Here is a 13152-nt window from a genome sequence, read left to right as displayed (position 1 = left end):
GGATCAAGCCCTTGCGGGCGGAGCGGGGGCCGGGGATAGTTGCCGCCATGAACACGCTGCTTTGTCTGGGATACGGGTATTCCGCCGCCGCGCTGGCCCGCCGGCTGCTGCCGCAGGGCTGGGCGGTGATCGGCACGGTCCGCAATGCCGCCCGCGCCGATGTGCTGCGGGCCGGTGGGGTGGAGCCGCTGGCCTGGCCGGGCGACCTGGCGCCGGCGCTGGCGCGGGCGACGCATGTGCTGGATAGCGCCGCGCCGGATGCGGCGGGCGATCCGTTCCTGCGCGCGGCTCCGGAGATTGGAGGCTCGGCCGCCAGATGGGTGGGGTATCTTTCCACCACCGGGGTCTATGGCGACCATCAGGGCGGATGGGTGGATGAGGCAACGCCGGCCACCCCGGCCAGTGACCGCGGCCGCTGGCGGGTGCTGGCCGAGGACCAGTGGCGCGCGACCGGGCTGCCGGTGCATGTGTTCCGGCTGGCCGGCATCTACGGGCCGGGGCGCGGGCCGTTCGAAAAGGTGCGCGACGGCAGCGCGCGGCGGATCCTCAAGCCGGGGCAGGTGTTCTCCCGCATCCATGTCGAGGACATCGCGCAGGTGCTGGAGGCCAGCATCGCGCGGCCGAACCCCGGCGCGGTCTACAACGTCTGCGACGACGACCCGGCCCCGCCGGAGGATGTTCTCAGTGAAGCCGCGCGCCTGCTGGGCCTGCCCGAGCCGCCGGCGGTGCCTTACGATGCGGCGGCGATGTCGCCGATGGCGCGCAGTTTCTATGCCGAGTCGAAGCGGGTGCGGAACGACCGGATCAAGGATGAACTGGGGGTAAGGCTGCGCTACCCCGACTATCGCAGCGGATTGCGCGCAGTGCTGGAGGCAGAATGAGACGCTTGGCCCTGGCCGCGATGGTCGCGCTGCTGGCCGGTCCCCTGCTGGCCAATGCCCGCGAGGACGGCGAGGCGAAGCTGGCATCTCTGGCGGAGGCGATCGTCCCGGCGCTGGCGGCGGCTATGCCGCAAGTGGAGGGGATGGTCTGTGGCCCGGACACGCCCGACCCCAGCCCCACGAACCGCCTTCTGCTGCCGAACTGGCGGGGCCTCTGCCGGTGGCAGGGCGGAGAAGCCCGCGTCGTTCTGGTGCTGTCGCCCTCGCTGGCCGAAAGCCATCGGCAGGATCTGGCCGCACTGGCAGAGGCGCCGCCCGTGGGGATGCTGTTTCACCCGGCTGAGGCACCGCGCGCCCTTGCAACGGCCGACCGCATCGAGGCCGCCCCGTCGCCCAGCCTCGCGGCGCTGGCCGAGGCCACGGGCCCGGGCGCCGAGGCGGCCATGAACCGGCTTGCCGAAGCGCTGGCCGGTATGGGCACGGCGACCTTGGAGGAGATGCCGGAGGTGCCGGCGCAGGCCGCGGCTCTGGTGGCGCACCGGCAGCTGCTGACGGCGCAGCGGGCCGATCTGGACGCGGTTCTGACGGCGGCAGGGGGCGCCACCACGGTTCCCCTGCCCCCAGAGGAGGATTACCCCGACCACCTGTTCTTCGGCGCCCAGCCCTTGGTGCAGTCGGATCTGGTCGAGGCCGGGGTGGCGATGACGGCGACGCTGACCACCAGTTCCTTTGCCCTGGAAAATGCCGCGTCCGAGGGGCTGATGGCCCTTAGAAAAGGCGAGATGGGGCCGCGAGGGGTGCTGAACGACCGCGGGCGGGTGCAGGTGCATCTGCAGGAAACCAGCCTGACGGCGGTCATCGACGGGCGGGCGATGCTGATGCTGTATGTGCCCGAGGTGGCGCCCGGCACCGATCCGCTGGCCGCGATGGAGGCGGTGCTGGCGCGGATCGCGGCGACCGATTTCAGCGGCTACTGAGCGGCGATGTCGCGGGCGGCGGGGGCGAGAAGGCCTTCGGTCACCGCGGACAGGGCCAGCGCCGCGGCGCCGTGGGCCCAGAGCAGGTCGCCCCAGGCGTGAATCTCGATCGGCGGGCGGGGGCGGCCGGTGTCGATGGCCAGGCTGTCCATCTCGGCCAGGGTCTCGGCGGCGTAGAGGTAGTCGTAGCGCATCCGTTCCCCGGACAGGATGATCAGCGCGGGGTCGAAGAGGTTGATCACGTTCGACAGGCCCACCGCCAGGTAGCGGCCGGCGCGGCGGAAGATGCTGCGGGCAGTGGCATTGCCGGCCTTGGCGTGGTCATAGAGGCTTTCCAGCAGGACGTTGATCGGCTGGCCTTCCTTGTGGCCCCAGTTCAGCGCGGTCGAGGCCTCGCGCGCCAGGGCGTAGTCGGCGATATAGGCCTCAAGGCAGCCGCGCTGGCCGCAGCGGCACAGCGCGCCATCGAGTTGCACCTTGGTATGGCCCAGTTCCAGCCCCACCCGCTGGGCACCGCGATAGACGCGGTGGTTCATCACGAAGCCCATGCCGACGCCATGTTCGATGGTGACGACGGCAAAGTCGGACAGCGCGCGGCCGGCGCCGAACCATTGTTCGGCCAGCGCGACAAGGTTGGCGTCGTTGTCGATGGTGACGGGCAGCGACAGCCGGGCCGAGGCGGCGGCGGCCAACGGCACCGGGCGCTCGGACAGGACCGAGGACCACAGGACCATGCCTTCGGCCGTGTCGACGAAGCCGGGGACGCCGATGCCGACGGCGGACAGGTCGGCGCGGGAAAGGCTGGCCTTGGCGCAGACGCGGTCAAGCAGGGCCTCGACAGCGTCCAGCAGGTCGGACAGGGCCATCGGGCCGGGGCGGCGGGGGATGACGTCGTCGGCGATCAGGTTGCCGGCGAAATCGACGATGACGGCGGTGTGTTCGCGGTCGGACAGCTTCATTCCCGCCACGCGGTGGGCGCTTTGGCGCACGCCCAGTGCCACGGCGGGGCGGCCGCGGCCGGCGGATTCGGCATCGCGGGGGGCGGGCAATTCCTCGATCAGCCCGGCCTCGATGAGTTCCTGGGTGATCGTGGTGACGGAGGCGGGCGAGACGGCAAGTTCGCGCGCCAAAGTCACGCGGGGAATCAGCCCGGCGGCGCGGACCCGTTCGAACACCTGCTGGCGCAGCGGGCGCTGGCCTTCCGACAGGGGCGGAATCAGCGGCCCGACGCCGCGGCGCGGCGTGGAATTCCCCTCCTTCAGCCTGGATGGCGCCATTTATTCAGTCTCCGAAGCAATAATCCCCCGAAATCTTGTTTGTATGCCTGCGAATTGCTGCATGGCAGCGAAAAGCGGGCCAGATATCGGGCAGCGCCAAGATTGCCGACCATTTTTATTTTGACAACTGAAATTATTGGCGGCACTTTCCCCGCGTATCGGCGAATCTGCCGGTCCGGCCTGCACGGGCCGTATCCAACGGGAGGTTACATATGCAGAAGACATTCCTCGCCGCGATCATCGCGGCGGCCGGCTTTTCCTCGGCGGCACTGGCGGAAGGCCTGACCGTCGGCGTGTCGTGGTCGAACTTCCAGGAAGAGCGCTGGAAAACCGACGAAGCCGCCATCAAGGGCGCGCTGGAAGCGGCCGGCAACACCTATGTCTCGGCCGACGCGCAAGGCTCGGCCGCCAAGCAGCTGACCGATGTGGAAGCGCTGATCGCCCAGGGCGTGGATGCGCTGATCATCCTGGCGATGGACAAGGATGCCATCGGCCCGGCGGTGGACAAGGCCGCGGCAGAGGGCATTCCGGTCGTCGGCTATGACCGCCTGATCGAGGACAACCGCGCCTTCTACCTGACCTTCGACAACAAGGGCGTCGGCAAGATCATCGCCGAAACCGTCAAGGCCGCCAAGCCCGAGGGCAATTACGCCATCATCAAGGGTGACCCGGGCGACCCGAACGCCGCCTTCCTGCTGGAAGGCATGATGGAAGTGATCGGCGCCGATGTCGAAGCCGGCAAGATCAAGATCGTCGGCGAGGCCTTCAGCGAAGGCTGGAAGCCGGAAAACGCCCAGGCGAACATGGAGCAGATCCTGACCGCCAATGCCAACGCCGTTGACGCGGTTCTGGCCGAGAACGACGGCATGGCGGGCGGCGTGATCGCAGCCCTGTCGGCGCAGGGCCTGGTCATTCCGGTCGGCGGCCAGGACGGCGACCTTGCGGCGCTGAACCGGGTGGCGCGCGGCAGCCAGACCGTTTCTGTTTGGAAGGACAGCCGCCAGCTTGGCGCGGCGGCGGCGGATATCGCCTCGGCCCTGGCGGGCGGTGCGGCGATGGACGCGGTGCCGGGCGCGGTGAAGTGGTCGGGCGGCGAGAAGGGTGTTGAGATGAACGCCATCTTCCTGGCCCCCACGCCGATCACCAAGGACAACCTGAACGTCGTGATCGACGCCGGCCATATCTCGAAGGAGCAGGCTTGCGAAGGCGCGATGGAAGGCGTCGCCGCCTGTCAGTAAGTGACGAGTGCCCCGGTGCCGGGTTTTCCCGGCGCCGGGTTTTCATCGGCTGCCGGCCCTTGCGGCCGCAAATGACCTGTGCCGCGCGGCTGGGCCCCTTGGTCCTTGCGCGGCTCATTCAGGCGCCATGACGCCCCTCATCTGCTGGACGAGGACATGACCCAGACATCCACCAATCCCCCCGTGCAGGAGCCTTCGGTCGGCCCCTTTGCGCGGTTCCTCAGGGCCACCGAGATCGACACCCGCCTTCTGGGCATGGTCGGCGCGCTGGTGGCGATCTGGGTCGGCTTCCATTTCTACCCGGGCCTGCGCGGCTTTGTCGAAGCCTTGCGCACCGGCCAGGACGGCGCGTTTGCCCTGCTGTCGCCCGCGACGCTGTGGGATGCCGGCGCCTTTCTGACCCCGCGCAACCTGTGGAACCTGTCGGTGCAGACGGCATCGGTGGGGATCATGGCCTGCGGCATGGTGCTGGTGATCATCACCCGGCACATCGACTTGTCGGTCGGCTCGGTCCTGGGCTTTGCGGCCATGGTGATGGGCATCGTGCAGGTCTGGATCCTGCCCGACGGGTTTGCCCTGAACCTGCCGTTCGGGCCGCAGGTTTCGGTGCCCGGCATCGGCTTTGGCCACCCGCTGATCTGGGTCATCACCGGCATTGCCGGCCTGGCCGTCGGCACCGCGGTCGGGGCCTTTCACGGCTGGCTGGTGGCCTATCGCGGCATTCCGGCTTTCATCGTCACGCTGGGCGGCCTTCTGGTCTGGCGCGGCTCGGCGTTCCTCCTGGCGCGGGGCGAGACGATCAGCCCGGTTGACAGCACCTTTGCGCTGCTGGGCGGCGGGCCTTACGGATCGGTCGGCGCGACGGGCAGCTGGATCGTCTGCGGGCTGGCCTGCGCGGGCATCCTGTGGCTTCTGGTCAGCGGCCGCCGTGCGCGGCAAAGCCATGATTTCCCGATGCGCCCGATGTGGGCCGAGGTCTCGCTGGCCGCCTTGGGCTGCGGGCTGGTGCTGGGGGCGACGCTGATCGTCAACGCCTATCCCTGGCCCAAGGGCATTGTGCAGCAATACGCCACCGCGAACGGCATCACCGTGCCGGAAGAGGGCATGTTCGTCAGCCACGGCTTTGCCATTCCGGTGCTGATCCTGGTGGGCGTGGGCCTGGTGATGACCATCCTGATGACCCGCACCCGGTTTGGCCGCTATGTCTATGCCATCGGCGGCAACCCCGACGCGGCGGAACTGTCGGGCATCAACACCCGGCGGATGGTGGTCAAGATCTTTGCCCTGATGGGGTTTCTGGCCGGTCTGTCGGCAATCGTCGCCAGCGCCCGCCTGAACAGTGCCACGAACAGCCTTGGGGAACTGGACGAGCTTTACGTCATCGCAGCGGCGGTGATCGGCGGGACGTCCCTCGCCGGCGGCATCGGCACCATCTATGGCGCCATCCTGGGCGCGCTGGTGATGCAAAGCCTGAAGACCGGCATGGTGCTGATCGGCTTTGACGCGGCGGTGCAGAACATCGTCGTCGGCATGGTGCTGGTGCTGGCCGTCTATGTCGACATCGTCTACCGCAAGCGTTCCAAATGACGGAGGGCGCCATGAAAGACACCCGCGGAACCCCCCTGGTCGAGATGCGCGACATCTCGATCGCCTTTGGCGGCATCAAGGCGGTGGACCACGTCTCGGTCGACCTGTACCCCGGCGAGGTGGTGGGCCTTCTGGGCCACAACGGCGCCGGGAAATCGACGCTGATCAAGTGCCTGTCGGGCGCCTATCACGCCGACAGCGGGGATATCCTGATCAACGGCGAGAAGGTCACGATCAACAACCCGCGCGATGCCCGCGCGCTGAACATCGAGACGATCTACCAGACGCTTGCGCTGGCCGACAACCTGGACGCGGCGTCGAACCTGTTTCTGGGCCGCGAACTGGTGGGGGCCGGCGGGTTCCTGGACGATGCCACGATGGAGGCCGAGACGCGCAAGATCATGGGGCGGCTGAACCCCAACTTCCGCAAGTTCAACGTGCCGGTGAATGCCTTGTCGGGCGGGCAAAGGCAGTCGGTCGCCATTGCGCGGGCGGTGTATTTCAACGCCAAGATCCTGGTGATGGACGAGCCGACCGCCGCCCTGGGCCCGCATGAGACGCAGATGGTGGCGGAGCTGATCCAGGAGCTGAAGAAGCAGGGCCTGGGGATCTTCCTGATCGAGCACGACATCCACAACGTGATGAAGCTGTGCGACCGCGCCGTGGTGATGAAGAACGGCCAGCGGGTGGGCTGCGTGGACGTCAAGGACGTGACCGACGATGACATCCTGGGGATGATCATCATGGGCAAGAAACCCCCGCAGGCCTACTGATGTTCATCGGGCTTGATCTGGGCACCTCGGGGCTGAAGGGCGTCCTGATGACCGAAGGCCAGCAGGTGCTGGCCGAAGCGACCGCGCCGCTGACCGTGCAGCGCCCGGCCGAAGGCTGGAGCGAGCAGTCGCCGGCCGACTGGATCGCCGCGGCCGAAGCGGTGCTGGACGGGCTGGCGGCGCACGGGCTGGGCGCGGTGCGGGGCATCGGGCTTTCGGGGCAGATGCACGGCGCCACGCTGCTGGACAAGGCGGATGAGGTGCTGCGGCCCTGCATCCTGTGGAACGACACCCGGTCCCATCAGGAAGCCGCCGAACTGGACGCTGACCCGATGTTCCGGCGGGTGTCGGGGAACATCGTGTTCCCGGGCTTTACCGCGCCCAAGGTGATGTGGGTGGCCCGGCACGAACCGGCGCTGCGGGCACGGCTGGCGCGGGTGCTGCTGCCGAAGGATTACCTGCGGCTGTGGCTGACCGGAGAGCATGTCGCCGAGATGTCGGACGCGGCGGGGACAAGCTGGCTGGATACCGGCGCGCGGGACTGGTCGGATGATCTGCTGGCGGCGACAGGGCTGAGCCGGGCGAACATGCCGCGGCTGGTCGAGGGGTCGCAGGTTTCCGGCGCCCTGCGCCCGGCCCTGGCGGCGCGCTGGGGCTTGCCCAAGGGCGTGGTGGTGGCCGGCGGTGGCGGCGACAATGCGGCCTCGGGCGTGGGCGTGGGCGTGGTGCGCGCGGGCGAGGCCTTTGTCTCGCTGGGCACCAGCGGCGTGCTGTTTGCGGCGAACGACGGCTATCAGCCCGATCCGGCGACGGCGGTGCACACCTTCTGCCATGCCCTGCCGGGCACCTGGCACCAGATGGGGGTGATCCTGGCCGCCACGGATGCGCTGAACTGGTATGCGCGGTTGGTGGGGGCCGAGGCTTCGGCCCTGACCGGGGAACTGGGGGCGCTAAAGGCGCCGGGGCATACGGTGTTCCTGCCCTATCTGGGGGGAGAGCGGACGCCGCTGAATTCCGCCTCGGTGCGCGGTGCCTTTGCCGGGCTGGAGCACGCGACCGACCGCGCGGCGGCGACGCGGGCGGTGCTGGAGGGCGTGACCTTCGCCATCCGCGATTGCCGCGATGCGCTGGCGGCGACGGGGACAACGATCGGATCGCTGCTGGCGGTGGGCGGCGGGTCGCGGTCGGACTACTGGCTGAAGCTGATTGCCACCGCACTGGGGGTGCCGGTCAGCCTGCCGGTGGCCGGCGATTTCGGCGGCGCCTTTGGCGCGGCACGGCTGGCGCTGATGGCGGCCACCGGGGCGGGGGCGGAAATCGCCACCCTGCCCAAGATCGCGCGGGTGGTGGAACCCGATGCTTCCCTTATGGCGGCCTTCGATGCGGGCCACGCCCGTTTTCGCGCCGCGCAAACCGCACTCAAGGATCTGACATGACCGATTTCTTCAATGGCATCCCGGCCATCCGCTACGAAGGCCCCGAAAGCACCAACGAATTCGCCTTCCGTCACTACAACCCCGACGAGGTGGTGCTGGGCAAGCGGCTGGAGGACCATCTGCGGTTCGCGGTGGCCTGGTGGCACAGCTTCGCCTGGCCGGGCGGCGACCCCTTCGGCGGGCAGACCTTCCAGCGGCCCTGGTTCGGCGACACGATGAATCTGGCGCGGCTCAAGGCCGACGTGGCCTTCGAGATGTTCGATCTTCTCGGCGTGCCGTTCTACTGCTTTCACGATGCCGATGTGCGCCCCGAAGGGGCGACCTTCGCCGAGTCGCTCAAGAACCTGAACGCAATGGCCGATTACCTTGAGGCCAAGCAGGCCCGGCACAAGGCCAAGCTGCTGTGGGGCACGGCGAACCTGTTCAGCCACCGGCGGTTCATGTCGGGCGCGGCAACCAACCCCGACCCGGATGTCTATGCCTATGCCGCCGCCACGGTGAAGGCGAACATGGATGTCACCCACCGCCTGGGCGGTCAGAACTATGTGCTGTGGGGCGGGCGCGAGGGCTATGAGACGCTGCTGAACACCGACCTGCGGGCCGAACGCCAGCACGCCGGGCGGTTCCTGCAGCAGGTGGTCGAGTACAAGCACAAGATCGGCTTCAAGGGCAGCATCCTGATCGAGCCGAAACCGCAAGAGCCATCGAAGCACCAGTACGATTACGACGTGGCCACGGTTTACGGGTTCCTCAAGGACTTCGGGCTTGAGGGTGAGGTGAAGACCAACATCGAGCAGGGCCACGCGATCCTGGCGGGGCACAGCTTCGAGCACGAGATCGCACTCGCCTCGGCCCTGGGGATTTTCGGGTCGATCGACATGAACCGGAACGACTATCAGTCGGGCTGGGACACCGACCAGTTTCCGAACAACCATGCGGAAAAGGCGGTGGCCTTCTACGAGATCCTGCGGGCGGGCGGCTATACCACCGGCGGCACCAATTTCGACGCCAAGATCCGCCGCCAGAGCCTGGATCCGGAAGACCTGATCCTGGCCCATGTCGGCGGCATGGACACCTGCGCGCGGGCGCTGAAATGCGCGGCGGCGCTGCTGGAATCGGGTGAGATGGAGACGGCCCGGAAGGTTCGCTACGCCGGCTGGCTGACGCCGGCGGCGCAGGCGATGCTGAAGGGATCGCTGCAGGACGCCGCTTCGCGGGTGACGGCGGAAGGGCTTGAGCCGCAACCGCGGTCAGGTCGGCAGGAGCGGCTTGAGAACCTGTGGAACCGGTATCTCTAGTCCGCTCTAGCGCCAGCGACGGCCCATCTGGCGGAAAAGGCGGGCGCGGTTGTGCAACTCGGCATTGATCGCGCCGCCGACCAGCACGGCCCAGACCGACAGGTATAGCCACATCATCAGGATCACCACGGCTCCGATCGAGCCGTAGATGCGGTTGTAGCTGTTGAAGTTGGCCAGGTAGAGCGAGAAGCCGATGGAAACGCCGGCCCAGGCCAGCGCCGCAAAGGTGACGCCGACGCTGATGAAGGGCGAGCGGAACCCGCCCGGCACGTTGGGGCCGAAGCGGTACAGGATCGCGAGGCAGGTCAGCACGAAGACGAACATCGCCGCCCAGGGCAGGATGTGGGTCAGCCAGGCCTCGAACGGCCCAAGCGTCAGGTAGTTCAGCACGATGGGCACGATGACGACCGTCGCCAGCGCCACGAACAATGCGCCGATCAGGGCGGCGGTCAGGATGAAATCGACCGCATAGCCGGCGATCCAGCCGCGGGGCTGCGCGCGGTGGACCACATCCAGCCCCTGCACCAGCGCCGACACGCCGGCGCGCGCGGAATAAAGCGCGATGGCCAGCGAGACGAAGGTCGTCCAGCCCAGCGCGGCGCGGGGGGCGGCCAGCAATGCGGCAACCTGGTCGTGGACCAGCGCCGCGGCCTCGGCAGGCAGGAAGCGCTCGGCCACCGAGAGGTAGCCGGCGATCACCGAGGGGTCGGCCATTATGCTCCAGATCGCCACCACGGCGGCAAGGCCGGGAAAGACGGCGAACAGGGCGTAGAAGGCCACGCCGGCGGCGATCAGGCCGAAGTGGCCGTCACCCACCCGTGTCAGGACCGCGATCAGGAAGCGCTGGAAATGCCGGAGAAACCTCATGCGGGGCAGTCTGGGGCGAATTGCAGCGCGGCGCAACTTGAAGGCGGGGGCGGCGCATGGGACATTCCGCCCGAACGAGGAGGACGCGCCGATGCCCTATACCCCCGCCGCCGACCGATATGACCGGATGACCTATCGCCGCTGCGGGCGGTCGGGACTGATGCTGCCGGCGATCAGCCTGGGGCTGTGGCACAACTTCGGCCACGACACGCCGCATGGGGTGAAGCAGGCGATCTGCCGCACGGCCTTCGACCACGGCATCACGCATTTCGACCTGGCCAACAACTATGGCCCGCCGCCGGGCAGCGCCGAAGAGGCCTTCGGGGACATCCTGCGCACCGATTTCGCCGGCTTTCGCGATCAGTTGATCATCAGCAGCAAGGCCGGATACCTGATGTGGGACGGCCCCCATGGCGAATGGGGCAGCCGCAAGTACCTGATCGCCAGCTGCGACCAGAGCCTGAAACGGATGGGGCTGGATTATGTGGACATCTTCTATTCCCATCGGGTCGACCCCGACACGCCGCTTGAGGAAACCATGGGCGCGCTGGATCACATCGTGCGCAGCGGCCGGGCGCTGTATGTCGGCATCTCCAGCTACAACAGCGCGCGGACGCGCGAGGCGGCGGCGATCCTGAAAGAGCTGGGCACGCCTTGCGTGATTCACCAGCCCAGCTATTCGATCCTGAACCGCTGGGTCGAAGACGACGGGCTGAAAGAGACGCTGGACGATCTGGGAATCGGGTCCATCGCCTTTACCCCGTTGGCGCAGGGGATTCTGACCTCGAAGTATCTGGGCGGCATTCCAGCCGGAAGTCGGGCGGCACAGGGCAAAAGCCTGGACCCGGGGACCATCACGCCGCGGGCGCTGGCCTCGGTGCGGGCGCTGGCCGACGTCGCCGCGGCGCGCGGGCAGACGCTGGCACAGATGGCGCTGGCCTGGGTGCTGCGGCCCGGCAAGACCGGCCCCGGCATCACCAGCGCGCTGATCGGCGCCAGCCGGCCGGAGCAGGTGACCGACTGCGCCGGCGCCATCCGCAACCTGGACTTCAGCGCCGCAGAACTGGCGGCCATCGATGCCATCGCGGAAGAACCCGAGATCAACCTCTGGGCACAGTCGTCCTCAGCCTGAGCCGGACGCGGCCTGGCACAGCAAGACGGTCATGGCGTCAAGGTGACGCTCGGCCAGACCGCTGCGGCGCAGGGTGGTGGCGGGGTAATCCTCGGTCAACAGCCGGGCGGGGTGGAAATCCGGCTCGGCCCGGACCAGCGCGGTCAGCACGCGGCGGGCCTTTGCGGGCGCTTCGGCTTCGAGGTAGAGATAGGCCAGATGGCGCATCGCGGCGCGGAAGCTGGGCGCGCGGTAATGCGCGGCCTCGTAATGCGCGATGGCCGGGGCGATCAGGCCGCCACGCAGCGCGGCAAGGCCCGACAGCGCCTCCCACCAGTGGCCGATGGAACTGCGCGAGGCGATGGCGGCGCCGCGGCGGGCCGAGGCCAGCGCCTCGGGCAGGCGTTCGTGGCGGATGTTGGCGGCCGCCTCGGACCAGTAGCCAAAGGCGTTGAACGGCGACAGGCGCACCGCATCGCGGGCCAGCACGGTGCCGGCCTCGGGGTTCTCGTCCACCATCACCCTGGCGTGGCTGACCAGTGCCAGCACCAGAGGGTTGCCGGCGGTGTGCTCCAGCGCATTGCGGGCAAAGGCGTCGGCTTCGGACTGCAGGCGGCGGGGGTCATCCTCGGTGCGCTCGACGAACATGATCTGCCGCACCAGGCTGCGCCAGGCACAAAGCCGGGCCGATGGCAGGATTTCCTGCGCTTCGGCCAGAAGCAGGTCGGCGGCGCGCAGACGGGCGCCGTCATAGCTGAAGATGTCGGTCATCGCCCGGGCAATCCGGGCATTCACCGCCAGCGCGGCAGTGCACAGGGGTTCCTCGGCCAGCCGGGGCATCTGCAAGAGCGTGGCCTCGGCGGCCTGAAAGACCAGCGGCGGCACTTCGCCCAGGCCCAGGGCGACTTCGTCGGGCTCGCTGACCGCCAGGCGCTGGCTCCAGACCGTCTGCCGGTTCGACCGGGCGACAAGGCTGGCCATCATGTGCACGCGGCCCTGGATTTCGGCGCCTTCCAGGTGCAGGACCAGACCGCCGGCGGGAATCTGCGCCGGCACGGCGGTGCCATCGACGCCGTAAAGGTCAAGATGCGAGAACTCGGCGGCCAGCCGGGCGATGCCCAGCGCCAGTTCGCGCGCGGCGAAGTTGCCCACCCCGTCGGGAAGGGCGCCATATTGCACGACAAAGGGGGGCCGGTCCGCCGCCGTGCCGGCCAGGGCCGGCGCCGCCGTGCCCGAAGGCAAAAGCGCCACGGCGATGCGCCGGCGCTCCTCGCGCAGCCAGTCCAGAAAGGCGGGATCGACGATGTCGATGCCCTCCAGGAACTCGCGCCCCAGCCGCATCGCCGCGATGGCAGCGGCGGCGTCGCCGTCCAGATCGGTGGACATCTCTGCCAGTTGTACCGAATCGCGGTCGGTCAGCAGGGTGGCAGACGCTTCGCCCAGGGACTTGCGCAATTCCATCAGCGATTGACGCAGGCTGCCCGAGGCCTGCTCGGCGCCGCGGTCGGACCAAAGCTTGCCTTCCAGCCAGCGGCGCGGGCGGCGGCGGTCCGGGGTTTGGCAAAGCATGGCGATCAGGGCGCGCGTCTTCGCCCCGCGCGGGGTGCAATCCCGGCCGGAGTCGTCACGCATCTCGAAGGCGCCGATTAGGCGCACGAACATTCCGATTGCCCCCAGATACCGTTGCGCAACCTTACCGAAGGTTTT

Annotated in this window: 11 protein-coding genes; 8 read left to right on the top strand and 3 right to left on the bottom strand. The window is 68.5% G+C overall.

Annotated features, from left to right (window positions below; all coding sequences use genetic code 11):
- Nucleotides 1-47 precede the first annotated feature (47 nt).
- Both LHP98_RS06755 and LHP98_RS06750 read left to right on the top strand, forming a co-directional pair.
- Nucleotides 48-881 carry an SDR family oxidoreductase gene (locus tag LHP98_RS06755; RefSeq protein ID WP_227251763.1) on the top strand — a complete coding sequence of 278 codons (834 nt, stop codon included), beginning with the start codon at nt 48-50 and terminating at the stop codon, nt 879-881.
- Nucleotides 878-1858 carry a hypothetical protein gene (locus LHP98_RS06750; protein WP_227251762.1) on the top strand — a complete coding sequence of 327 codons (981 nt, stop codon included), beginning with the start codon at nt 878-880 and terminating at the stop codon, nt 1856-1858. Before LHP98_RS06755 ends, LHP98_RS06750 begins: the two co-directional genes overlap by 4 nt.
- Here the strand turns inward: LHP98_RS06750 and LHP98_RS06745 are convergent.
- Nucleotides 1852-3135: an ROK family transcriptional regulator gene (locus tag LHP98_RS06745; RefSeq protein WP_227251761.1), complete on the bottom strand. Its 1284-nt coding sequence runs from the start codon at nt 3133-3135 to the stop codon at nt 1852-1854. The two genes, LHP98_RS06750 and LHP98_RS06745, sit on opposite strands and share 7 nt — an antisense overlap.
- A gap of 212 nt (nt 3136-3347) precedes the next feature.
- On the opposite strand from LHP98_RS06745, the gene LHP98_RS06740 reads away from it, so the two are divergent.
- The 5 genes from LHP98_RS06740 to xylA all read left to right on the top strand — a co-directional run bounded on the left by LHP98_RS06740 (nt 3348) and on the right by xylA (nt 9467).
- Nucleotides 3348-4373, top strand: coding sequence for a substrate-binding domain-containing protein (locus LHP98_RS06740; RefSeq protein WP_227251760.1), 1026 nt, complete (start codon nt 3348-3350; stop codon nt 4371-4373).
- A gap of 156 nt (nt 4374-4529) precedes the next feature.
- Nucleotides 4530-5960 carry a sugar ABC transporter permease gene (locus LHP98_RS06735; protein ID WP_227251759.1) on the top strand — a complete coding sequence of 477 codons (1431 nt, stop codon included), beginning with the start codon at nt 4530-4532 and terminating at the stop codon, nt 5958-5960.
- A gap of 11 nt (nt 5961-5971) precedes the next feature.
- The gene (locus LHP98_RS06730) at nt 5972-6733 is read left to right on the top strand and encodes an ATP-binding cassette domain-containing protein (protein WP_227251758.1); all 762 of its coding nucleotides are present in this window, start codon (nt 5972-5974) and stop codon (nt 6731-6733) included.
- Entirely contained in the window at nt 6733-8169 is a 1437-nt protein-coding gene (gene xylB / locus LHP98_RS06725; protein ID WP_227251757.1) for a xylulokinase, read from the top strand. Before LHP98_RS06730 ends, xylB begins: the two co-directional genes overlap by 1 nt.
- Nucleotides 8166-9467, top strand: a complete 1302-nt coding sequence (gene xylA / locus LHP98_RS06720) for a xylose isomerase (RefSeq protein WP_227251756.1) — start codon at nt 8166-8168, stop codon at nt 9465-9467. Before xylB ends, xylA begins: the two co-directional genes overlap by 4 nt.
- Nucleotides 9468-9473: 6 nt before the next feature.
- On the opposite strand, the gene LHP98_RS06715 is transcribed toward xylA, so the two are convergent.
- Nucleotides 9474-10334 carry a YihY/virulence factor BrkB family protein gene (locus LHP98_RS06715; RefSeq protein ID WP_227251755.1) on the bottom strand — a complete coding sequence of 287 codons (861 nt, stop codon included), beginning with the start codon at nt 10332-10334 and terminating at the stop codon, nt 9474-9476.
- A gap of 91 nt (nt 10335-10425) precedes the next feature.
- Between LHP98_RS06715 and mgrA the strand changes: the two genes are divergently transcribed.
- Nucleotides 10426-11466: an L-glyceraldehyde 3-phosphate reductase gene (gene mgrA / locus LHP98_RS06710; RefSeq protein ID WP_227251754.1), complete on the top strand. Its 1041-nt coding sequence runs from the start codon at nt 10426-10428 to the stop codon at nt 11464-11466.
- Here the strand turns inward: mgrA and LHP98_RS06705 are convergent.
- On the bottom strand, nt 11458-13107 hold the full coding sequence (locus LHP98_RS06705; protein ID WP_227251753.1) for a hypothetical protein: 1650 nt from the start codon (nt 13105-13107) through the stop codon (nt 11458-11460). The two genes, mgrA and LHP98_RS06705, sit on opposite strands and share 9 nt — an antisense overlap.
- Between the last annotated feature and the right edge of the window lie 45 nt (nt 13108-13152).

The organism is Rhodobacter sp. Har01 (assembly GCF_020564565.1).
Taxonomy (GTDB): Bacteria; Pseudomonadota; Alphaproteobacteria; order Rhodobacterales; family Rhodobacteraceae; genus Pseudogemmobacter.
This window is presented reverse-complemented; position numbering and strand designations above follow the sequence as displayed.